Source organism: Streptomyces sp. NPDC051041, from assembly GCF_044456065.1.
Classification (GTDB): Bacteria; Actinomycetota; Actinomycetes; order Streptomycetales; family Streptomycetaceae; genus Streptomyces; species Streptomyces glaucus.
In genome coordinates, this window is record NZ_JBITFM010000003.1 from 373,016 (window position 1) to 393,732 (window position 20,717).

Here is a 20,717-nt window from a genome sequence, read left to right on the forward strand (position 1 = left end):
GGCTCCGGCCCCGGTCCGGCCTCCCGGGACGTACCCGTCCGGTCCTCCTGCGGTGGCCGTGTGATCGGTCCGGGGCAAGATGGACCGGGTGCCCGTCCACGTTCCCGACGAGAGGCTCCCGCATCGTGCGTGTCCGGTTGCTGACCCTCGCCGCGGCCGGCGCCGCCCTGCTCGCCGCCACGGCAGTCCCCGCCGCGCCCGCCGTACCCCGCCACGAACCGCCGGTCCGGCGCGACGACCACCCCGTGAGCGCGGCCGAACTGCTCGCCCGGGTGCGGGACTGCGTCCCCGTCTCCCGCGGCCGCTACCGCAGCGACGCCGGGGCGCCCGCGGACATCCCGGTCTGCGGCCTGCCCGAGGCCGTCTTCTGGGAGGCCGACATGGACATCGACTGCGACGGGCGGCCCGGTCCCCGCTGCAACCCGCACACCGACCCCGCCTTCTTCGCGGCGACCGCCTACGCGCAGTCCGACGGCCGCCCGCTCAGCGCCGAGGAACTGCCCTTCGTCGTCGTCCCCGCCCCCAGCGGCATCTGGGACTACCGGGACCACGGCGTGCGCGGCGGGTCGGTCGCGGCCGTCGTCCACGCGGGCCGGGTGCAGTACGCGGTGGTCGGCGACGTGGGCCCGCGCGACATCATCGGCGAGGCCTCCTACGCCGCGGCCGAGGCCCTGGGCGTCGACCCCGACCCGCGCACCGGCGGCACGCCCTCCGGGGTCACCTACATCGTCTTCAGGGGCAGCCGGGTCGAACCCGTCGAGGACCGGGCCGCCGCCGTGCTGACCGGGGAGCGGCTGGCCCGGTGGTTCGCGCGCGGCGGCTGAGCGCGCGCCGGACCGAGGGCCGGCCGCCGCCGACGGACGGGAGCACGCCGCCGGCGCTGCCCGCCGCGCCCGGCACGTGCGCCGCGCCGGGGCACGGACGCACGTGCCCCGGCGACCGGCGCCGTCCGCCCCCGCCGTTCACACCTTCCGGTACGCGTACGCCTCCGCCGCCGCCTCCGCCACGGCCGCCAGGTCGGCGCCGGCGGCCGCCGTGACGACCGCGGCCACCGCCCCCTCGACGAACGGAGCGTCCACCAGACGCGTCCGCTCCGGCAGTTCGTCGCCCTCCGCGAGCAGCGCCTTGACGGTGAGCACCGCGCTGCCGAGGTCGGCGAGGACGGCGACCCCGGCACCCCGGTCCACGGAGGCCGCCGCGGCGGTGATCAGCCCGGCGCTGGTGCCGAGCCCGCCGTCGTCGGTGCCGCCCGCCGGCGCCACCGGCACCGCCGCGCCGCCGCCCGCCAGGGCCTTGGCCAGTTCCGCCACGGACGCGGCGACCTCCGCGCTGTGCGACACCAGCACGATCCCGACGAGCTCGCCGTCACTCACCGTGGGCCTCCGCGAGTCCGGCGACGAGCAGCGCCGCCGAGGTGGCCCCGGGGTCCTGGTGCCCGATGCTGCGCTCCCCGAGATAGCTCGCCCTGCCCTTGCGGGCCCGCATCGGCGTGGTCGCCTCGGCGCCCTGCTCGGCGGCGGCCCGGGCCGCGGTGAACGAGTCGCCGAGGGCGTCCACGGCCGGCACCAGCGCGTCGATCATGGTCTTGTCGCCCGGCGCGGCACCGCCGAGCGTCATGACCGCCTCCACCCCGGTCCGCAGCGCCTCGGCCAGTTGCCCCTCGCTGACCTCGGCGGCCTCCCCGAGCGCCTTGCCGGTGCGCCTGAGCAGGGTCCCGTACAGCGGCCCGGACGCGCCGCCGACGGTCGAGACGAGCTGCCGGCCGACCAGGGCGAGGAGCGCGCCGGGTGTGTCCGGCGCCTCCTTCTCCAACGCGGCCGTCGCGGCCCTGAACCCGCGCTGCAGATTGCTGCCGTGGTCGGCGTCCCCGATGGGCGAGTCGAGGGCGGTGAGCCGCTCCGCGTCACGTTCGACGAGAGCGGCGGTCGCCGTGATCCAACGGCGGAAGAAGTCGGCGTCGAGCACTAGATCTCCTTGCCTGGTAGCCACGTCGGTTCTCTACCCCGCTCGCGTCACACGCCCCACCGCAGTCCCGGCGTCCTCACCGGCGCGTCCCACAGCCGCAGCAGTTCCTCGTCGATCTCGCACAGGGTGACCGAGGCGCCCGCCATGTCCAGGGAGGTGACGTAGTTGCCGACGAGTGTGCGGGCGACGGCGACGCCGCGCTCGGCGAGGACCCGCTGCACCTCGGCGTTGAAGCCGTACAGCTCCAGCAGCGGAGTCGCGCCCATGCCGTTGACCAGGAGCAGGACGGGATTGCGGGGGGCGAGGTCCGCCAGGACCGCGTCGACGGCGACGTCCGCGATCTCGCCCGAGGTCATCATGGGCCGCCGCTCCCGCCCGGGCTCGCCGTGGATGCCGATGCCCAGTTCCAGCTCACCGGCCGGCAGGTCGAAGGTGGGGCTGCCCTTGGCGGGAGTGGTGCAGGGGCCGAGCGCCACGCCGAAACTGCGGGACCTCTCGTTGACCCGCCGCCCGATCGCCTCCACCCGCTCCAGCGGCCGGCCCTCGTCCGCCGCCGCGCCCGCGATCTTCTCCACGAACAACGTCGCGCCCGTGCCGCGCCGCCCGGCCGTGTAGAGGCTGTCCGTCACCGCGACATCGTCGTCGACCAGGACCTTGGCCACCTGGATGCCCTCGTCCTCGGCCAGCTCGACGGCCATGTCGAAGTTCAGCACGTCGCCCGTGTAGTTCTTCACGACGAACAGCACCCCGGCCCCGCTGTCCACCGCCGCCGCCGCCCGCACCATCTGGTCGGGGACCGGTGACGTGAACACCTCGCCCGGACAGGCCGCCGACAGCATCCCGGGACCGACGAACCCGCCGTGCAGCGGCTCGTGCCCGGAACCGCCGCCGGACACCAGGGCCACCTTCCCGGCCACGGGTGCGTCCCGCCGTACGATCACCCGGTTCTCCACGTCCACGATCAGCTCGGGATGGGCGGCCGCCAGCCCGCGCAGCGCGTCCGCGACCACGGTCTCCGGGACGTTGATGAGCATCTTCATGGGTACCTCCTGGTGAGGTCGGCAGGTATGGCTGCGACCTGCGTTTTGCCTGGTCAGACGAGGTAGTGCGAGTTGTCGATCCCGGTGGCCCGGGGCGGTCGGAAGCGGTCCTCGGCGGTACTGGTGCTGACTCGGTGCCGACTTTGATGACGGCTCGTCAGGTCTGCGGGCTGGTCGGACGCGGGTCGGCTGGGCGCTTGCTACCGGCAGTATCGACCTTGCGGCAGCGAAGGTCACGTGCGAGGGCTCACGGGCGTGCTGGGGGCTGGGCTGCTCCGCCGGTCGCACCGGGAGGCGGTACGCGATGAGGGGCGGCGCGTGCGCGGCCGACTCGGCAGGGCAGCGGTGGAGAGGGGACTCCATCGTGAAGTCAGGGGCATCGCGAGACCGCGGGTCGGGTGAGTTCGCCTGGTGACGGTCCGTCGTGCCGGCGCAGGCACACCAGGCCGGCCGGGGCACGCTGGTGCGGCGGAAGCCGGCAGTGGCGGTCACCGGCGCGGGCGACGATGGGCAGGGTGACCCGTTCCCCGGGTACCGGCTGCCGGAACACTGATCATCGCCGCCGGCACCGTGGTACACGGGATCACCACCACACCCGCGCTGAAGACCTACCGCACAGCAGGTCCGTGCGGGCTCGTGCGATGACCGGGACGCCGGTGGGTACGTGTACCGACCTCGGGCCTCGCCCAACGGGCCGAAGGGGGAGGCGCCTGCCGGTTTGGCGCCGGCGTCGGAGGCATCCGATCGACCGCGGGAGTATGTCAGGTGGTACTCGTCTTCGTCTTCGGGGTGGCGCTGCTGGTGGCGGTGCTGCTGTCCGGACTGGCCGCCCGGTCGGTGCTCTCCACCTCGCTGCTGTTCCTGGTGGGCGGCGCGCTCGTCAGCGACGGCTTCCTCGGCCTGATCCACATCACCCCGGACAGCGACATCGTCAGGGTCACCGCAGACCTGGCGCTCTTCGCGGTGCTGTTCACCGACGGCATGCACGTCTCCTTCCCGGCCCTGCGCCGGGCCTGGCGCAACCCGGCCCGCGCGCTCGGACTGGGCATGCCACTGGCCTTCCTCGGGGTCGCGCTGCTGACGCACTTCCTGGTGGGCCTGGACTGGACGACGTCCTTCCTGGTCGGCGCGGTGCTGGCACCCACCGACCCGGTGTTCGCCTCGGCCATCGTGGGCCGCGAGGAGGTCCCCGCCCGGCTACGGCAACTGCTCAACATCGAAAGCGGCGTCAACGACGGTCTCGCACTGCCGATCGTCCTCGTCCTCATCGCGGCCGCCGCGCCCGCCGGCCACGCCGAGAACGTCGGTTTCGCCCCGGTCGCCGGTGAACTCCTGCTCGGGCTGCTCTTCGGCGTGGTCCTGCCGCTGCTGGTGCACCGGCTGGTCCGGTTCCGGCTGCTCGGCGCGGAGCCCCGGCTTCAACCGCTGCTGCCGCTGGCGGTCGGAGTCATTCTGTACGCGGCCTGCCACCTCACCCACGCCAACCCCTATCTGGCCGCCTTCTCCGCAGGAGCGGTGATCGCCGCACTCGCGCCGCAGGCCAGGGACGCCTTCGAACCGCTGGGGGGAGCCCTGGCCGAGCTGGCCAAGTTCGCGGCGCTGCTGGTCTTCGGTGCGCTGCTCACCCCGCGCCTCTTCGGTGACCTGTCGTTCGGCGGCTACGCGGTGGCGGTCTTGTCCATCGTTCTCATCCGCCCGGCCTCGCTGCTGCTGTCCCTGGTGGGCACCGACTTCGACCGCAAGGAGAAACTCACGGCGGCGTGGTTCGGGCCCAAGGGATTCGCCTCGGTGGTCTACGGACTGCTGGTGCTCCAGGCCGGCATCCCGCAGGGCGAGGAGGCGTTCACCCTGATCGCCGTCACCATCGCCTTCTCGATCGTCGCCCACAGCAGCACGGACGTGCCGATCGCGCGGATCTTCGACGTCGAGGAACTGATCGGCCTCCCCGACGACGACAGGAAACCACAGCGCCGGCCGCCGTCCTCCGACAAGGAGGGCGAGATGCACAACGGCACGCGGACCGGCGGCCACCGCGACCGGCCCCGTGCGAACTGAACGGCCCTGCCCGCGGGGACCCAGCCGGGTTCGGGACCCGAGGGCTCCCGAACCCGGCGGACGAACCGGTCCCGACCCATCAGCGGCGCGTGGGGAGGGAGCTCACCTGTCGGGGTCCTGGACCGATGGGTGCCGCCCGGCGGTCACATCCCGGGTGGTACCGCGTCGTTCATCGCCCAGCCGAGCGGGTGGGGGTCGGGAGCGGACGGCTCTCCGCCCGCCTCGTCGAAGGCGGACAGCGCTTCGATGAGCGCCATTCGCCGTGTCGGGCCCAGCCGTTCGACGATCACCGCAGTCTCCACGCGCCGCCGGACGGCCACGTCCCGACGGTGCCGGCGGCCCAGGCGATGGCCGCGGGGTCCGGGCGGTGACCAAGCCGCCGAAGCGGGCGTACAGCCAACGCCTGGCGTCCCCTGCCCGTGCGCATGGCGCGGATGCCGATCACCCGCAGGAACGGCTGAACCGAATGGCGTGGAACCGCCTGGACGCCCGAGCTGATCTCCCGTGCCGCCTTTTCCGCGGCCGGATCACGGCCAGGACGGCTCGTTGCGGGGCACGACGACCACTTCGGGCATGACGCTGGTGGGGCGCAGGGACAGGGCGCATAGCACCGCATCGGCGACGACGTCGGGGGATTGCAGTTTGGAGGTGTCCGCGTCGGGGAAGCGCTCCATGATGAATGGCGTTTCCATGCCGCCGGCGATGACGCCGGTGACGCCGATGCCCAGGCAGTCGCGCTGAGCTTCCTGGAAAAGGGTGTGGGTGAAGGCCCGCAGGCCCGTCTTGCTGGCCGCGTAGGGGCCGGCTTCGGTCCAGGTCCGGTGGGACGCGGTGGAAAGGACGTTGACGATGTGCCCTCCTCCGCGTTCGATCATGCGTCGATAGGTGGCAAGACAGAGATACATCGGGCCCAGGAGGTTCGTGGTCACCACGCGGGTGACCTCCTCAGGGGTCAGGTGCTCGATCGGCTTGGTGACATCGACGGCGGCGTTGTTGACAAGGATGTCCAGTGGCCAACCGTCCTGTTCGAGGTCCTGGACTACCGACGTGACAGCGTCGGGTTCGCGGACGTCGAGTTCCATGAACCGCGCGATGTGGCCTTCCGCGGTCAAGGTTGCGCACACCTTCTCGCCGTCTTCACGGCGTACATCCGTAACGCATACACTCGCCCCGGCCTGCGCGAGCCGGCGGGCGATGGCCGCTCCCAGGCCGCGGGCCGCGCCAGTGACCAGGGCCCGTTTCCCGGACAGGTCTGCGTGCGATCGTGATTCCGACATGTCCAACGTCGACCTCTCGACTGTTTTGGTGACCAAACGGGTTTCTGATCCCGCCGCCGTATCGGTCGACGGATTCCTTTTTCTTGCCCCTGGGCGCCGTCGCGGGACGGGGACGAGCACAGACAGCACCCGGTCGGCGTAGTGACGCGGCGTGCTGTAGGAGGTCCTCGCCATCGTGCTCGGCGAGGCGAGGCGAGGCGAGGCGAGGCGTGGCCCGTCGACGCCGTGAACTTGCCGCGCCGGGTGTCCTTCTCGTCATCGCCGGACCGGTCGGTCCCGTCCACTGGTCGGTGGGCTCGTGGTGCGCGGCCCTCGGTTCCCCTGGACCCTTGTCCTGGGCGCTTTCGACCTCCTGCTCGGCATTCCGGTCCTGGCGGTGACGTGGTTGACGACCAGACTGGCGTCCATGCTGCGCGTGCCTGCGGACTGGGCGTCCCGTGTCGATCGACAGCACCACCCCCGGGCTTCGGAAGTGCGTCCAGGCCGGTGTACGCGATGCCGCCGGCCGCCATGTCGTCTCCGGTGTTCGTCGAGGCCGGCGGCCTGGACGCGGCCGCCGCTTCGACGATGTCAGCCGGCCGTGGTGCACGACATCGGCGGCTGTTGCGCAGACGGCCCCGCCGCCCTCGCGCCGTCACGGCCCGCCGTGGGACGAGGGTCCCTGACGCAGGCGACCGCCCGTCGCGCGAGCCGGGGACGGGGCGCGGCGGGCGGCCGTGCGTACGGGGCGCTGTCCGGAGGGCTCCCGGACCCGGCCGTCAGAAGGTCGGGGACCAGCGGTCCAGGCAACCCGGATCCACCTGGAAGATGCCGGGGTGTTGTCGGTGACCCGCAGTTTCCACGTACCGTTGGCGGGCAGTGCCGAGGCGCCGACGGTGAAGGTGGTGTGCGGCTCGCCGCCGGTGTCCCAGATGAAGTCCTTCACCATCGGCGTGGCCCCGTCCTCGGTGACCAGCTCGATGATCTGTCCGCCGATGAAGGCGTGGACGAGGTCGACGGTCACCTTCAGGTCGTCCGGTGCCGGCCGCCCCAGGATGCCGGCTCCCGCCCCGGCGCCGGCTCCCGGCACCGACGTCGGGACTTGCGGACATGTGCCCCGGAGCGGTTCGTTCGGACAGCACCGTCGCCGTTCCGGCTCCTTCCCCGCCGGACCGGCCCCGCACACCGGGTGAGACGAGCGGTCGCCCCTGTGCCCGAGCTGTCGGACACCTCCGCGTGAGTCGGCTTCGCCTGGCGCCGATGGTTCGGACCGACCCGTTTCCGAATGCGAACCGACCTCGTGCGAAGATCGTTCGCAGGACTCGTCGAAAACGGTGACGGGGAGTCCGACGGCCGGCGGCACAGCGCGGACGATGTACTGCAGTACTGCGCATCCTTACTCGGCCCCCGAGCGGCGTGCCGTCCGCTGCCGTCATGGCACGCGTCTCATAGTGGAGCTTCATGAGCATGGAACCGATCGACCGGCCTCAGCCCGGGGCCACGCCCACCCCCCCTGTCGCCGGCGCGCCCGACCGCGTCCTCGTCGGTGTCGGAATGGCGGTGGTCGCCGCCGTGGTTCTGTGGGCCTGGCTCGGCGAGGAGTCCTTCGGCAGTGCCTCCTCCACGAGCCTGACGTGGGTCCTGGACAACTTCGGCTGGCTGTTCGTGGTCGCCGCGGACGTGTTCCTGGTCCTGTGCCTGGTGATCGCCTTCAGCCGGTTCGGCCGGATCAGGCTGGGCGCGGACGACTCCGAGCCGGAGTTCGGCAACCTCGCCTGGATCGCGATGATGTTCAGCGCCGGCATGGGCATCGGTCTGATGTTCTACGGGGTCGGGGAGCCGCTCACGCACTATCTGACGCCGCCCCCGGCGAGCGGCGTGCGCCCCGAGTCCGGCGCGGCGGCGCGCACGGCCCTGGAGTACTCGTTCTTCCACTGGACGCTCACCCCGTGGGCGATCTACGGGATCGTGGGGCTCGCCCTGGCGTACGCCGGCTTCCGCAAGGGCCGCGGCAATCGGCTCAGCGCCGCCTTCGTACCGCTCCTCGGGGCCCGGCGGGCGGAGTCGTGGCAGGGCAGGGCGATCGACCTGCTCGCCGTCTTCGCGACCGTCTTCGGCACCGCGACGAGCCTGGGTCTGGGCGCACTGCAGGTGGCCGAGGGCCTCGACCTCACGGTGGGGGTGAGCGTCTCCCGGACCACGGAGCTGATCATCATCGTGGCCCTGTCGGCGGCGTTCGTCGCCTCGGCCTTCTCCGGCCTGCACCGGGGCATCAAGTGGCTGTCGACGCTGAACATCGTGCTCGTGGCGGCGGTGATGGTGTTCGTCTTCCTGTTCGGCCCGACCGTCTACATCCTGGACACGATCCCGGCGTCCGTCGGCGGCTACCTGCAGAACCTGCTGCCCATGGCCACGCGGACCGGCGCCTTCTCCGACCACGCCTGGCTGGGCGCCTGGACGATCTTCTACTGGGCCTGGTGGCTGTCGTGGGCGCCGTTCGTGGGGACGTTCATCGCCCGCATCTCGCACGGCCGGAGCATCCGCGAGTTCCTCGTCGGCGTGCTGCTGGTGCCGAGCGGGGCTACCGTCATCTGGTTCTGCGTGACGGGCGGTACGGCGCTCCGCCTCGAGTCGACCGGGCAGGCGGACCTCGCGGGTGCGATGGAGGACGGTGTCGAGGCGTCGCTGTTCGCGATGCTGGACGCGCTGCCGATCGGCACGGTCACGTCGTTCGTCGCGATGGTCCTGGTCATGACCTACTTCATCACCAGCGCCGACTCGGCGTCGCTGGTGATGGGCTCCCTGACCAGCCGCGGGGCGCTGAACCCGCCGTCGTGGCTGGTCGTGGTGTGGGGCGTGCTGATGGCCGCGGTGGCGGCGGTGCTGCTGGTGGCGGGCGGACTGGACTCGCTGCAGACGGCGACGATCCTGGTGGCGCTGCCGTTCGTGGTCGTCATGCTGCTGCTGTGCTGGGCGCTGCTGCGGGAACTGCGGCAGGACCCCGCCGCGGGACCTTCCCGCCACCACGCACTGCACGGGCTGCGGGACGTGGTGCGGACGATGGTCGGCGACGTCGTCGCGGAGCGGGACCGGGCGCGCCACCACCGGCTGCGGCGGGCGGCGAAGGCCCGCACGGAGCCCGACGACGGGGTGTGACGTGCCCTCGCCCCCCCGGGGCGGTCGCACGGCACCGGGTCCGGCCGACTCGCCGTCCCACCAGCTGCGGGTCACCCAAGACGCCGTCGGACGTTAGGACACGCCCGGTTCCGGGGGTGCTCGGCCGGTGGAACAACGGCTTGCTCGCGATCTCCGGGTTCGTCCGCGACGGGCGGAACGTCTGTCCGGGCTCCGCCTCGCCGCCTCACTTCCGGTCCGGACGGGAGCCGTGCACCGGGTCGGGTACTCGATCAGGGAACGGGACACACCGGTCATCGGCCCGCGGAGGTGCCGGCCGTGCGTACCGGACTGCTCAGAACACCCGGAGCGGCGACGTGCGAGTGGTGTCACCGCCGCACACCGGCCGGACCCGCGACCCGGCCCCGGGGCTGGCTGATCCGCACGGCCATGCCGATCCGCACCACGCCCTGGCAGTACGCCCCACGGCATGGCGGAGCACCGCCGCCGGCCCGGCGATGCTCGCCGCTCCCAAGAGCCCGGCTCCGGCCACGGCGACCGCCGCGCGCAACGTCTCCGACGCGGGTGACGCCATCCCGTTCGGCGCCGCCCTCCCCGGTCACGGCTCACCGGACGGAACAATGTCCGGGCCGGGGCGGGCGAGAACGCGGCTGCGCGCGAGGGCGCCGCCGTAGCGAAGGTGATCGGCGCCGCGCCCGCTCCCTCCGGACCCGGCGAGCAATGATGCGGAACGCGGCCGGGGCGCTGCCTTCGGGCGACCGCGGACCGCTGACTGCGGGCGGTGCCGCCGAAGGCGCGGGCCGACGCGTGGAACCCGCCGGCCGCGGACACCTGGCGCCGTCGTGCTCAACCGGCGCCGGCGCGGGCGTGACGTGTTTGAGCGCTCCACCCGGTGTTACGCGTACAGCGCGGCCACCGCCGCACCCGACGACAGCACCACGCCGGAGGCATCCATGACCACCGCCGTCAAGGACATGCTCGACACCTACCCCGCCGACCTGGGCGGCATCGACCGGGACAAGCTCGCCCACTGCATCGAGGAATGCATCGCCTGTGCCCAGGCGTGTACCGCGTGCGCGGACGCCTGCATGTCGGAGGACATGGTCAACGAGCTGACCAAGTGCATCCGCACCAACGCCGACTGCGCGGACATCTGCAACACCACCGCCGCGGTGCTCTCCCGCCACACCGGCTACGACGCCAACGTCACCCGGGCGATCCTCCAGGCGTGCGCCACCGCCTGCAAGGCCTGCGGTGACGAGTGCGCGAGCCACGCCGACCAGCACGAGCACTGCCGCGTCTGCGCCGAGGCGTGCCGCCGCTGCGAGCAGGCCTGCAACGATCTGATCGCCTCCCTGGGCTGACGGCCAGACGCTCGACTCCCGTTCCTGCCGGCCGGCCGAGGCCCCGCGGGCGGTGCGCGGTGTCTGCGCCACCCGCACCTGCCGGTGACGCAGGCCCGGTGCGGGCCTCACCCACTTCTCTCCTCCAGGGCCGTCAGGACCGCTCGCAGGCCCTCCGCGAGCACGGCAGGTCGGGTGGCCCCGGCCCGGGGCACCCGCTTCCGCTCGCCGAACTCGTCGGTCACCGGCTCCCCACCCGCTTCGTCGAGGACGGTGAGCGCCGAGGCGAGCACCGTACGCCGACGCGGTGCGAGCCGTCCGACGATCGCGGCGGTCCCGACGCCGGGCACATGCCGAAGGACGGACCGACCAGACGGTATGCAAAGGGGCGCGTCACCCCTGGGCTTCTGACCGGCGCCCCGCCCGTACCGGAACCGGCGCGCCGCCCACGACGAGAAGGAGGAGCCCATGGCCACCGACCCCCGGGGAGCCGATCTCGCACGGTTGGCGGCGGAGGACCCCGGAGGCCCCGTCGTCATGCTCAACCTGCTGCGCTTCGCTCCCGACGGCCGCGCCTCCTATGAGGAGTGCTCGCGGCGCGCGGCCGCCTTCCTGAAACGGTACGGAGGCGAACTGCTCTACGCCGGTGACGGCGGCACCCCCCTGGTCGCCGAGGACGGGCAGGCCTGGGACGCCGTGCTGCTCGTCCGCTATCCCGATCGCGCGGCGTTCAGCCGCATGGTGGCCGACCCCGAATACCAGGAGATCACCGGCCTGCGCTCCCGGGCCTTGACCGAGGCCGTGCTCCAGCCGACCACCCCTTGGCCCTCCGGTCGCGACCGGTGATCACGAGGTCCTCGCCGGGCCGGCGCCCTGCCTCTCCCGGTCGCACGTGACAGGAGCACATCGGCGAGTTCGCGCCTGGCCGGCGGAGGGACGCCGAGGACTCCGGCCGGGTCCGACCACACCGTCGGTGTACGACAACAGGCGGTCGCCGGGCTCCAACTGCTCGACGCACTCGGTCACCGGCAGGCCCGGGTCCGTGCCCATGGGGCCGGACGGCGGGCATTGCGGCAGGCTGCCACGGCGGTGTCCGCGGTGACCCCGGCCGTGGTGCCGTGGCCCATGGCGTCGAAGCCACCCAGGTGGGGCAGAGGGCCGGCCACGGCACGGTCGAAGGCGTCTCAGCCGGCCCGGTAGGCGCGGGTCCCACGACCGCGCCCACCGTCGCGTCGTGTCCGGCGTAGGCGGGCGGAAGGGTGAGACTCCACTGCGTCTCCGCCGCCACGTTCACCGGCTCGGCGCGCACCAGGCGCGCGGGGGAGTCGCTGAAGGGCCGCTTGCCCAGCGGGAGCAGGGCTGCCATCGACGCCGGGTCGCACACGGTTTGGCGGGTCTCCCCGGTGTCGGTGCCGGTCCCGACGCGCCCAGGCGCTCCACGCCGTCGGTGACGGCCACCCACCACCGTCGACGGCCGCCCGGCATATGACGGGCACCCGGTTGCCGCAGGGCCTGCCCGTTTCCGGACAGCTGCACGCAGCCCGCACCGACGGACGGCAAGCGTCCCTGGGCAGGGGACAGTCGTCCACGATCGGAGCGCGACGAGAACGCGGCCCGCCTGTCACCTGGATGACCTTCCGACCCGGACTTCCCGAACCGCTCCGGCTCTCGCGCCCGGACTCCGGCCGACGGGACGCCGCGACCATTGCGCGATCCCGACCCGGCACCGAGGCCGCAGCACACAGACGAAGCGCGGGTGTCCGGCGGGAATCAGCGGCGGACGCCTGCGGCACGGATCCGCGGGGACGTGGGACGCCGCCTCGGGAACGGCGCAGTGCGGGCCGTGCGGTCGGGGCCGCGGATCGAGCCGTCCCGCGGCAGGTTGTGCCGGATAACCGAGGCGGCCCGCCGGCCCGGAGGAGCGGCAGGCGCGATGCGGGGCCGGAAGATCTCCCGTCCCGGGACGTACGGCGCTCCTGCGGACATCACCGGCTCCGTGGTGGCCGTGGGGCATGCGGGGCGGGGAACGGGGTAGCCGGGCGACGATCTCGCCCGGATCCGTGGCGGCGTGGAAGGAGAACCCCGATGTTGATGGCCCACCCTGCAGTGCTGCGGGATCTGATCGAGCAGTACGAGGCCCTGGCGGCTCTCGAAGCCTCCGAGGCGGACAGCGCGCGGGTGCGGCAGCGGATGGAGGACGTCGCCTACACCCTGTGCGTCTCCACCGGCACCCGCGACATCGACACGGCCCTGATCGCGGCCCGTCACCAGCTGCCCGGCGCCCGGCCCCAGGACGACTCCCTCCTGAGTCGCGGCTGACCCCTCCGGGCCGCACCCGTACCCGTGCCTGTGCCTGCGCGCCGAACAGAACGGACGAAGACATGAACACCGCTGGAAGAGCCGCCGAGCCGATCTACGACCGCTTGATAGCCGAACGCGGCGACGTCATCGCGGTGGCCGCGCTCACTGCGGAAGAGACCCGCCGCGAGATCGCCGAAATTCTGGACTTCGGCTTTTCGAGCACGGGCGTCGGGACGGACGAGGACGACCAGTGACCTGAACCGAAGATCCGTCGGCGACAGGCGGAGACTCCGCCGGGAATCCCGTCGGCGGCGCCCCTCCGGACGGAAGGGCGCGGGGTTCTCGTTCCGGTCGGCGAGCCGGCCGCGGACGTCGCGTGCGAGGGCCTGGGACGTAGCGGCCCTCGGGCCTACGATGAGCGGCATGTCGCCCGATGCCCTCCCGTCCTCCGTCTGGCCGGTCCTGCACTACGACGACACGCAGGCGGCGTTGCGCTTCCTGGTCGGCGTGCTGGGCTTCGAGCAGGCGGTCGCCGCGCCGGACGAACACGGCGGGATCGGGCACGCCGAGCTGCGCTGGCCTGGCGGCGGTGCGCTCGTGTTCGGGTCGACCCGCCACACCGACAGCGTGCACGGGCGGATGCGGGCGGGAACCAGCGCGGTCTACGTGGTGAGCGACGACGTGGACGCGGTACACCAGCGGGTGGTCGACGCCGACGGCGTGGTTGTCGAAGCGCCGCATGAGACCCGCTTCGGTTCGGGCGCCGCGGCGTACGTGTGCACGGTGCAGGACCCGGAGGGAAACCTGTGGACCTTCGGCACCTACCGCGGTCCTTCACCGCGATAGAGCGCCAGGGCGAGAGGGGAGGACCCGGGTCCGTCGGGCCGGGGTCCTCTGCTGTGCGGGTGCGGTGCGGGGGCAGTGGATGCCGGCGAGTTCGCCGGTGAGCTTGCCGTGGAGGCCGGCGCTGGGGTCGTTCGGGGCTGGCCGTACTCCTTCGTCGCCGCTCTGGAGGCCGGCCGGACCTCCCGGGTCGCGTTGCGGGCGGACGCGGCCTGTCCGCACGGGGACGGGCGACCGAACCCACCACCGCACCCCGCTCGGACCCGCTCGGTCACGCGGAGCGGACCAGGGAGGCCGGGATGGCCGCCGCGCGGCGGCCACGGCCGGGTGGCCTCGGCAGGTGCCGTCGGTTGCGTGAAATATTCACAGGAAGCCTGTGAATCCATGGCTACCGGCGCGTGGACCTCCGGTCACATACTCGTTCCGATCACCGCGCCAAGCCGAGGGAATCCTCGTGGGAAGCATGGACGAGCCCGGGACCGTGCACCTGTGGTCCCTGAGAGAGGACGTCGTCATCGAGCGTGACGGCGAGGACGGTGAACTCGTCCTGGTGGGGCCCTGGGGCAGGGAGCGCATCACGGACGCGCATCCCGTGCTGCGGGAGGCCCTGTACCGGATGCAGCTCGGGCCGGTGCTGCTGAGCAACATCGAGCCCACCGCGGACAGTCCGGTGTCCCGGTCGAGTGTGTACCTGGTGCTGCTGCCCGCGCTGCGTCGGCTGTCGCATCTGGTGGTCCGCACGCTGGGCCTCGTCGACCTCCGGGGGCCGCTGCTCTCCGTCTACCCGGTCACCCGCCCCGCGCTGTTCGCGCTGGCCGGGCTGCCGGCCACGGGCCTGGTACGGCTGCCCCAGGGGGTGTCGCTCACGCTGGAGGCGAGGGGGTTCTCCCTGGAACGGGTCGGGTCCCAGCACCGGGTGCTGCTGCACCATCCCGAAGCGGTGTGGGTGGTCGCCATGCTGGCCTGGCCCGTCACGCCGGAGGCGGTGTCGCGGGCCCTGCCGCTGCCGGGGCCGGTGACGCGGCAGATCCTGGAGTACCTCGCGGCGGCGGGCATGGTGGTGCGGGCCGAAGAGGGGGACGCGCGGGGCGTGGACGGCCGGACGACCCGTTTCCCATGATGTGAGCGCTCCCACGGCCCCGGGGGCGGGGGTGTCACAGCAGCCAGTCCGCGTCCCGGGCGATCTTGATGGCGTCTACGCGGTTGCGCGCGTTGAGCTTGGTCACCACCGTCGTGAGGTAGTTGCGGACGGTGCCCAGGGAGAGTCTGAGCCGGCCCGCTATCTCGGCGGGTTCCAGGCCCTCGGCCGCGAGCCGCAGCACCTCCGTCTCCCGGTCGGTCAACGGGCTCTCGGAGCTGTTCCACGCGGACAGCGCGAGCTGGGAGTCGATCACCCGCTGGCCCGCGGCCACGCTCCGTACCGCGGCGGCCAGTTCGTGCGGCGGGGCGTCCTTGAGGAGATAGCCGGAGACCTGGGCCGCCAGCGCCCGGCGGAGCGCTCCGGGGCGGCCGAGGCTGGTGAGGATGAGCGTCCGGCACTCCGGCAGGCGCTCGCGCAGACGGGCGGCGGCGGTCAGTCCGTCGATGCCGGGCAGGTCGATGTCGATGATGGCGACGTCCGGCTGGTACTGGAGAGCGGCCGACACGATCTGGTCGCCGCGCTCCAGCTCGCACACCACCTCCAGGTCGTCCTCCAGGTCGAGCAGGGCCACCAGTGCTCCGCGCACCATGTTCATGTCCTCGGCCAGCAGAATGCGGATCGCCATGACGGAAGTTCCTCTCTCGACCGGGGAGTCGGGTGGCCGGCGCGGTCGCCGGCCGCGGTGCCGGGCCGTGTCAGGCGGCCGGGTCCTGGGCGGAGCGCTGGCCGCGGCGCGGCGCGGCGAGCCCTTGGCGGGGCTGCGCGGGAGCCTCTGCCGTCAGCCGGAAGGTGTCCGCGGGCCCGCGCGAGACGGTGAGCCTGCCGGACGCCGTCCGCAATCGCGCCCTGAGGTTGCCGAGGCCGCTGCCGCTGTCGGGCGACGCGTCCCGGTAGGCCGGGTCCACTCCGTCGTTCACCACGGACAGCCGTACCCATCCGGCCTCCTCGACGGCCTCCATGCGGCACGAGCCGGCCCGGGAGTGACGCAGCAGATTCGTTACTGCCTCCCGCAGGACGGCGGCCAGCATCGAGTCCACCTGCTGGTCGAGCTTGCCGAGCCGGATGTCGACCCGTACGTCGACGTCCGCCGCCTGGAGCAGGGACTGGGCCGAACCCAGTTCCTGCTCCAGGGACATGTGACGCAGTCCGCTGGAGACGGACCTGACGTCGGCGAGGGACTGACGGGAGATCGTGAGGACCTCCCGCACCTCGTCCATCGCCCGCTTCGGATGCGCCGGGATGAGCCGGTGGATGAGCTCGCTCTTCAGCGTGATGGCGGAGAGGCTGTAGCCGAGCAGGTCGTGCAGGTCCCGGGCGAAGCGCAGCCGCTCCTTGGTGACGGCCATGCCCGCCAGCTGGCCCCGCGTCTCGTGCAGCGCCTGGACGAGTTCGGCCATGCGGGACAGGCCGTAGACGACGAGTCCGGTCAGCAGGGTCGACTGGCACAGGTAGACGGTTTCCTGCACGCTGCGCCCTTCCAGCGTCGGCGGGATCAGCATGGTGAGCCCGACGGCGCCGTACGCGGGCCAGGCCCACCGGCTGGGCAGGAGCAGCAGCAGGGAACCGGCCAGGAAGCCCGCCATGGCGCCCCACTGGGACTGGAACACGGTGATGGGCAGGTAGGTCAGCAACGCCTGGGCCGACAGGGTCAGCGCCCGCTGCCGTACCGGGGCCCGGCGGGCCCCGGAGCCGGAGTGCCTCAGTTGCAGAAGGAAGATGAGGCCCAGGCAGCCGAGCGAGGCGAGCAGTTGCGGAGGACGAGGTTCCGTCCCGACGAGGTTGATGATCGTGACGCTCAGGTAGCCGGTCAGCGCGGCCGTGAGGATGATGCGGGCGAGGCGGGGAGCGGGAAAGTTCCGCACATCGGGTGCGGGCGGCGCCGCCTCGTCCCCCTGAGGCGTGTCTTGCTGCGAATCGTGCTCGTCGTGACGTGGCATCGTCGTCCGCCCGTTTGACCCTGTCCGTCTCGTCCCTCGAACCTAGGTGCGTGCGTGCAGAGTTTATGTGGTCGGCGTGAATGTCCGCGCTTGTAAAAGGAGTTAGACGAAGAGAGGGACGGGATTGAGCTCTTCGTAGGGGGTCGGCCGGGGGCGTCTGCCGAGCGCCACGGGCGTGGTGTACAGCCGGCCCGGGGCGAACCGGGGCCAGAAGTGCCGCAGTCCCGGGACGATCACCTTGACCACGGGGAGCTCCAGATCGGGTCTGGTCTGGTCGAGGACCAGCAGATCCATCCCGCGCTGCCGTACCGCCTCGGTGATCGCGGCCACGTCGTCGCGCAGGTCGGTGCTGGGCGTGTACGTCCAGTGGTCCGGGCCGGACCGGGGCAGGGCCGGATCGGCCGTCACGTAGGGCCAGCCGGCGAGGGTGGCGTGACGCCACCAGTCGAGGGCGTCGGGGTCGTCGACCAGGTATCCGGTGCCGGCCGGGGTCACCTCGCTGACGAGGGGCAGGAGCTGGCCCATCTCCGTCAGGGCTCTGCGCAGCGCGATGCGGGGATCGAAGTGCGCGCCGAAGCCGAAGACGATGTCCTCGGCGGGCTTGTCCGTACGGCGTGACAGGGCCGCCACGACCGGGATGCCGAAGTCCGAGGTGAGATCCAGCGCCCACACCTCGCGGTGCAGCGCGCGGCATCCCTCGCGCAGCCGGTCGACATAGGGCTCCGCGAAGGCGTCGAGGTCGACCGCCGGCTGCCGGGTGCGGTTGTACCACCACAGCGCCACCGCGTCCCGCTCGACCAGTTCCAGAAAGCCCTGGACCAGGGCGTCCTCGGGGCTGCTGCCGGCGGCGTTGCCGTTGGAGTCGGCGCACAGCCCGTCCGGTGAGGGCTCCTCGCTGAAGTACAGCATCGAGGTGGGCAGCAGGCGCTGGGTGCCCCCGGTGAGCGACCAGACCGGTGTCCAGTCGGTGGGCCGGGTCTCGTCGAACGCCGGCGGGACGTACTGGAGCCGGGAGCCGCGGGCGTTCCAGCGGTCCCGGTCCCGCAGTTGCCGTACGTCGTAGAGCTGGCTGGCGTTGGGGTGGACGGCCGCCGGGCCCAGCCCCCGGTAGGAGTCGCGGACCACCGGCTCGTCGCCCTGGCGGGTTCCGCTGTAGCGCTCCACCGCCTCGCCCAGGGCGCTGACCCGGGCCTCCGTCTCGGTGAGGCCCTTGCCCCCGCTGAGGGAGCGCAGCCCGGCGCGCACGCCCGCGAGGGTCGGGCTGCGCATGGCGAGGTTCTCGCCGGAGAGGAAGGCCTGGACGAACTCCGGGCTGCGCGGGGCTCGCCGGATCTCCTTGACGATGCCGGTGACCGGGTCGACCAGGGACCCGTAGCGCTCCAGCATCCGGGCGGGGCTGAGCGCCCGGTGCCCGTTGAGGTCCTGCCCGGTCTTGGGGCGGGAGCGGGGAACGAACGGGCGGGTGCTCCGGCGGGCCATCAGTCCGGGATCCCCGCAGGCGGCGCACTGCGGCAGCCGCGTGACGGGGTGGAGGGTGCCGCGCAGGCCGATGGTGTCCAGGACGTGCACGCAGTTCCGCGTCGGCCCGCGGAGACCGGCCAGCCACTTGGCGGCTTCGAGCACCGCCAGCTGCACGGTCAGGGAGCGGCCCGCGGCCAGGGCGGCGCGCGGGCGGACGGGCGGCCCCGCCAGGCCGAGCGCGCGCCGCAGGGGCTCCTCGGAGCGGCGGTGGCCCCGCAGGCGGGAGGCCAGGCAGTGCCAGCAGGGGCCTTCGTGCGGCTGGAACAGGGGGCCGACCCAGCAGGCCGTGGATCCCGTTCCGGCCAGCAGCCAGGGCCGCTTGGACGCGCGGTGCCCGGCATCGACGTCGCGCAGGCGGGGGGAGAGGTAGTCGTCGGTCACGACGAGGGTGAGGTCCGCGTCGTCGGCCGAGCGGGCGAGGGCGAGCCCCGAGGCGCGGCAGGCCGCGCGTAGTTCGTCCGCGTCGCCGTCGTCGGCCGCGACGACGTGCACGGAACTGCGGGCGAGGGCGGCCGGCACCTGGGCGCCGTCGAGGCCGGCCAGGTCCCAGTACGCCTCCGCGGCGGGGTCGGGCGGGAAGGGGGCGGCCGGGGGGTCCGTCCGGGCGGGACGCAGTCGCAGCAGACCGGAGGCGTCGAGCGTCCGCAGTGCCTGGACGGCCTCGTCCGCGGTGAGCGAGGCGGTCGCCTCGCGCAGGACGGCGTCCGGGCTGCGGCTGCCGTCCAGCAGCGGCACCAGGATCTCCGCGGCGTCTCCCCGGAGTGCGGTGACACCGCGGTGCGAGACCAGGTAGGCGGCCTCACCGGGAACGACGGTGGCGCGCAGGTGGCTCTTGAAGCCGAGCCGTGTTCCGTCGTCGGATCCGGACGGCTGTCTGTCGTCGGTCTCTCCCATGACCATGTTCTCCCCCGCCCGTCGGGTCACTCGAACCGTGCGGCCGCCGCGGGTGTGCTGAGGGCCGGAGCGGCGACGATGCAGATGGACAGCAGGGCGACCGCCTGGTCGGGCGTCGCGTCGAGGTCCTCGACCACGAGTCCGCGTCCGGTGGGGCGGGAGGCACCTGTGGTCGCCGGCTCGCCGAACCTGGTGGGGGAAGCGGATGAGTTCGTCATGTCTGACATTCTCCAGTCGGATTAACGAATCGTTTCGGCGGTGATTCTGGCGGATCGCCCCGGGCCCAGACAGTGTCGGAATCATCGTGGGGGTGTGAAGTTCTCATAGCCGAACGGGTCGGTATCCCCGGTTCAATCCGGGACGGGAGATCGGAATCACGCGCTCCGACTGGATGCGGGAGTTCCGGATCGACGGCGCGGGAACGGACGTGCGCGAACGGGAGCCGTGGCACCGCGGTGGTGAAAAGGGGGTAGCCCGGCCCACGGCGCTCGCGGGGGATGTGGACGCGCCGTGGGCCGGGCTACGGCAGCGGACGTCGTGGAGACGAGGGCGTGCCGTCCGGGTCCGGAAGATATCCGGCCGAAAGCCTTTCGCTGCCTGCGGACAACCCTAGGGGCGCGACTTCCCGCTTGGCAATATGAATCAAAAAGGGCCGGCGGTATGAATTCTTCACTTCCGAGCCGTGAGAATCAGAGATCTCCCGGAACGCTGAACCGCATACAGTGACCGAGGGCGGGAGGGTCTCGCCCGGAAGGAAACCGGACGGCGGGGGATGGGTCATGACCGGTGAGGAACTCCTTGCTGTTCTCGCTGCCGTCGGGCACCCCCAGCGCCTGAGGATCGTCGCCGAGCTCGCCGAGGGACGTATGTACGTCAGCGAACTCGCCCGGCGCCTGGTGATCTCACGGCCGCTGCTCTACATGCACCTGGAACGGCTGGAGAGAGCCGGGATCGTGGTCGGGACCCTCGAACTCTCGCAGGACGGCAAGGCGTTGCGGTACTTCGAACTCGTGCCGTTCGACCTGCGGCTGAACGTGCCCGAGATCCTGGCGGCCGTGCACGGCGACGGACCGTGCCAGGACGGCCGGGTCCTCGCGTCAGAGGGCGGTCAGCGGCGCGTCAGCGGATGACCGGAGCATGAACGGACCCGCCCGCGTCCGGGGCGCGGACGGACGGTCGCCCGTGCGCACCGCCTGAGCGGATCCGCCGGCGCCGCGGTCTCGTGCGCCGGTGCCGCCCGCGGGACGGACCGGCGTCCTCATCTTTCCGTCGCGGACAACGGGGGC

Annotated in this window: 22 protein-coding genes; 10 read left to right on the top strand and 12 right to left on the bottom strand. The window is 72.6% G+C overall.

Annotated features, from left to right (window positions below; translation table 11 throughout):
• The first annotated feature begins 125 nt into the window (after positions 1-125).
• Entirely contained in the window at positions 126-824 is a 699-nt protein-coding gene (locus tag ACIBAI_RS07815; protein ID WP_399031914.1) for a glycoside hydrolase family 75 protein, read from the top strand.
• A 138-nt stretch (positions 825-962) separates the two neighbouring features.
• Here the strand turns inward: ACIBAI_RS07815 and dhaM are convergent, their stop codons facing one another.
• The 3 genes from dhaM to dhaK are packed head-to-tail and all read right to left on the bottom strand — an operon-like array spanning position 963 to position 3,005.
• Entirely contained in the window at positions 963-1,373 is a 411-nt protein-coding gene (dhaM, locus tag ACIBAI_RS07820) for a dihydroxyacetone kinase phosphoryl donor subunit DhaM (RefSeq protein WP_399031916.1), read from the bottom strand.
• Positions 1,366-1,965 (bottom strand): dihydroxyacetone kinase subunit DhaL, encoded by a 600-nt coding sequence (dhaL, locus tag ACIBAI_RS07825; protein WP_399032218.1) that lies wholly within the window; start codon positions 1,963-1,965, stop codon positions 1,366-1,368. The genes dhaM and dhaL overlap by 8 nt, the downstream gene beginning before the upstream one ends.
• Positions 1,966-2,012: 47 nt before the next feature.
• Entirely contained in the window at positions 2,013-3,005 is a 993-nt protein-coding gene (gene dhaK / locus ACIBAI_RS07830) for a dihydroxyacetone kinase subunit DhaK (RefSeq protein WP_399031918.1), read from the bottom strand.
• Positions 3,006-3,770: 765 nt separating this feature from the next.
• Here dhaK and ACIBAI_RS07835 point away from each other — a divergent pair.
• On the top strand, positions 3,771-5,060 hold the full coding sequence (locus ACIBAI_RS07835; protein ID WP_399031920.1) for a cation:proton antiporter: 1,290 nt from the start codon (positions 3,771-3,773) through the stop codon (positions 5,058-5,060).
• Positions 5,061-5,203: 143 nt separating this feature from the next.
• On the opposite strand, the gene ACIBAI_RS07840 is transcribed toward ACIBAI_RS07835, so the two are convergent.
• The 3 genes from ACIBAI_RS07840 to ACIBAI_RS07850 form a co-directional block, all read right to left on the bottom strand.
• The gene (locus ACIBAI_RS07840; RefSeq protein WP_399031922.1) at positions 5,204-5,380 is read right to left on the bottom strand and encodes a hypothetical protein; all 177 of its coding nucleotides are present in this window, start codon (positions 5,378-5,380) and stop codon (positions 5,204-5,206) included.
• 207 nt (positions 5,381-5,587) lie between these two features.
• A complete protein-coding gene (locus ACIBAI_RS07845; RefSeq protein ID WP_399031923.1) occupies positions 5,588-6,337 on the bottom strand; it encodes an SDR family oxidoreductase in 750 nt (249 codons plus the stop codon).
• A gap of 634 nt (positions 6,338-6,971) precedes the next feature.
• Complete coding sequence (locus ACIBAI_RS07850) at positions 6,972-7,340, bottom strand: hypothetical protein (protein ID WP_399031924.1); 369 nt, start codon at positions 7,338-7,340, stop codon at positions 6,972-6,974.
• A 437-nt stretch (positions 7,341-7,777) separates the two neighbouring features.
• Here ACIBAI_RS07850 and ACIBAI_RS07855 point away from each other — a divergent pair, with 437 nt between their 5' ends.
• The gene (locus ACIBAI_RS07855) at positions 7,778-9,472 is read left to right on the top strand and encodes a BCCT family transporter (protein ID WP_399031926.1); all 1,695 of its coding nucleotides are present in this window, start codon (positions 7,778-7,780) and stop codon (positions 9,470-9,472) included.
• 932 nt (positions 9,473-10,404) lie between these two features.
• Entirely contained in the window at positions 10,405-10,815 is a 411-nt protein-coding gene (locus ACIBAI_RS07860) for a four-helix bundle copper-binding protein (protein ID WP_399031928.1), read from the top strand.
• Between the two features lie 107 nt (positions 10,816-10,922).
• On the opposite strand, the gene ACIBAI_RS07865 is transcribed toward ACIBAI_RS07860, so the two are convergent.
• Positions 10,923-11,144 carry a hypothetical protein gene (locus ACIBAI_RS07865; protein WP_399031929.1) on the bottom strand — a complete coding sequence of 74 codons (222 nt, stop codon included), beginning with the start codon at positions 11,142-11,144 and terminating at the stop codon, positions 10,923-10,925.
• A gap of 118 nt (positions 11,145-11,262) precedes the next feature.
• Between ACIBAI_RS07865 and ACIBAI_RS07870 the strand changes: the two genes are divergently transcribed.
• Positions 11,263-11,640 (top strand): DUF1330 domain-containing protein, encoded by a 378-nt coding sequence (locus ACIBAI_RS07870; RefSeq protein WP_399031931.1) that lies wholly within the window; start codon positions 11,263-11,265, stop codon positions 11,638-11,640.
• Here ACIBAI_RS07870 and ACIBAI_RS07875 read toward each other — a convergent pair whose 3' ends face one another.
• Positions 11,641-11,982 (bottom strand): SpoIIE family protein phosphatase, encoded by a 342-nt coding sequence (locus tag ACIBAI_RS07875; protein ID WP_399032220.1) that lies wholly within the window; start codon positions 11,980-11,982, stop codon positions 11,641-11,643.
• Between the two features lie 897 nt (positions 11,983-12,879).
• Between ACIBAI_RS07875 and ACIBAI_RS07880 the strand changes: the two genes are divergently transcribed.
• The 4 genes from ACIBAI_RS07880 to ACIBAI_RS07895 all read left to right on the top strand — a co-directional run bounded on the left by ACIBAI_RS07880 (position 12,880) and on the right by ACIBAI_RS07895 (position 15,058).
• The gene (locus ACIBAI_RS07880; protein ID WP_399031933.1) at positions 12,880-13,113 is read left to right on the top strand and encodes a DUF5133 domain-containing protein; all 234 of its coding nucleotides are present in this window, start codon (positions 12,880-12,882) and stop codon (positions 13,111-13,113) included.
• Between the two features lie 62 nt (positions 13,114-13,175).
• Positions 13,176-13,349: a hypothetical protein gene (locus tag ACIBAI_RS07885; protein WP_399031935.1), complete on the top strand. Its 174-nt coding sequence runs from the start codon at positions 13,176-13,178 to the stop codon at positions 13,347-13,349.
• Between the two features lie 169 nt (positions 13,350-13,518).
• On the top strand, positions 13,519-13,941 hold the full coding sequence (locus ACIBAI_RS07890; RefSeq protein WP_399031936.1) for a VOC family protein: 423 nt from the start codon (positions 13,519-13,521) through the stop codon (positions 13,939-13,941).
• Positions 13,942-14,401: 460 nt separating this feature from the next.
• Entirely contained in the window at positions 14,402-15,058 is a 657-nt protein-coding gene (locus ACIBAI_RS07895) for an NADH oxidase (protein WP_399031938.1), read from the top strand.
• A gap of 34 nt (positions 15,059-15,092) precedes the next feature.
• Here ACIBAI_RS07895 and ACIBAI_RS07900 read toward each other — a convergent pair whose 3' ends face one another.
• From ACIBAI_RS07900 to ACIBAI_RS07915, 4 genes are all read right to left on the bottom strand, one after another.
• Entirely contained in the window at positions 15,093-15,704 is a 612-nt protein-coding gene (locus tag ACIBAI_RS07900) for a response regulator transcription factor (protein ID WP_399031940.1), read from the bottom strand.
• Between the two features lie 70 nt (positions 15,705-15,774).
• Positions 15,775-16,941 carry a sensor histidine kinase gene (locus ACIBAI_RS07905; RefSeq protein ID WP_399031942.1) on the bottom strand — a complete coding sequence of 389 codons (1,167 nt, stop codon included), beginning with the start codon at positions 16,939-16,941 and terminating at the stop codon, positions 15,775-15,777.
• A gap of 177 nt (positions 16,942-17,118) precedes the next feature.
• A complete protein-coding gene (locus ACIBAI_RS07910) occupies positions 17,119-19,431 on the bottom strand; it encodes a TOMM precursor leader peptide-binding protein (RefSeq protein ID WP_399031944.1) in 2,313 nt (770 codons plus the stop codon).
• A gap of 26 nt (positions 19,432-19,457) precedes the next feature.
• Positions 19,458-19,649 carry a hypothetical protein gene (locus ACIBAI_RS07915; protein ID WP_399031945.1) on the bottom strand — a complete coding sequence of 64 codons (192 nt, stop codon included), beginning with the start codon at positions 19,647-19,649 and terminating at the stop codon, positions 19,458-19,460.
• Between the two features lie 561 nt (positions 19,650-20,210).
• Between ACIBAI_RS07915 and ACIBAI_RS07920 the strand changes: the two genes are divergently transcribed.
• Positions 20,211-20,561: an ArsR/SmtB family transcription factor gene (locus ACIBAI_RS07920; RefSeq protein WP_399031947.1), complete on the top strand. Its 351-nt coding sequence runs from the start codon at positions 20,211-20,213 to the stop codon at positions 20,559-20,561.
• Positions 20,562-20,717: the final 156 nt, after the last annotated feature.

Bases quoted from the DNA above. Each gene is read 5' to 3' on its own strand.
- dhaK (WP_399031918.1), bottom strand. From the start codon at position 3,005: ATGAAGATGCTCATCAACGTCCCGGAGACCGTGGTCGCGGACGCGCTG.
- ACIBAI_RS07845 (WP_399031923.1), bottom strand. From the start codon at position 6,337: ATGTCGGAATCACGATCGCACGCAGACCTGTCCGGGAAACGGGCCCTG.
- ACIBAI_RS07855 (WP_399031926.1), top strand. From the start codon at position 7,778: ATGAGCATGGAACCGATCGACCGGCCTCAGCCCGGGGCCACGCCCACC.
- ACIBAI_RS07860 (WP_399031928.1), top strand. From the start codon at position 10,405: ATGACCACCGCCGTCAAGGACATGCTCGACACCTACCCCGCCGACCTG.
- ACIBAI_RS07870 (WP_399031931.1), top strand. From the start codon at position 11,263: ATGGCCACCGACCCCCGGGGAGCCGATCTCGCACGGTTGGCGGCGGAG.
- ACIBAI_RS07880 (WP_399031933.1), top strand. From the start codon at position 12,880: ATGTTGATGGCCCACCCTGCAGTGCTGCGGGATCTGATCGAGCAGTAC.
- ACIBAI_RS07885 (WP_399031935.1), top strand. From the start codon at position 13,176: ATGAACACCGCTGGAAGAGCCGCCGAGCCGATCTACGACCGCTTGATA.
- ACIBAI_RS07890 (WP_399031936.1), top strand. From the start codon at position 13,519: ATGTCGCCCGATGCCCTCCCGTCCTCCGTCTGGCCGGTCCTGCACTAC.
- ACIBAI_RS07895 (WP_399031938.1), top strand. From the start codon at position 14,402: ATGGACGAGCCCGGGACCGTGCACCTGTGGTCCCTGAGAGAGGACGTC.
- ACIBAI_RS07900 (WP_399031940.1), bottom strand. From the start codon at position 15,704: ATGGCGATCCGCATTCTGCTGGCCGAGGACATGAACATGGTGCGCGGA.
- ACIBAI_RS07910 (WP_399031944.1), bottom strand. From the start codon at position 19,431: ATGGGAGAGACCGACGACAGACAGCCGTCCGGATCCGACGACGGAACA.
- ACIBAI_RS07915 (WP_399031945.1), bottom strand. From the start codon at position 19,649: ATGACGAACTCATCCGCTTCCCCCACCAGGTTCGGCGAGCCGGCGACC.
- ACIBAI_RS07920 (WP_399031947.1), top strand. From the start codon at position 20,211: ATGACCGGTGAGGAACTCCTTGCTGTTCTCGCTGCCGTCGGGCACCCC.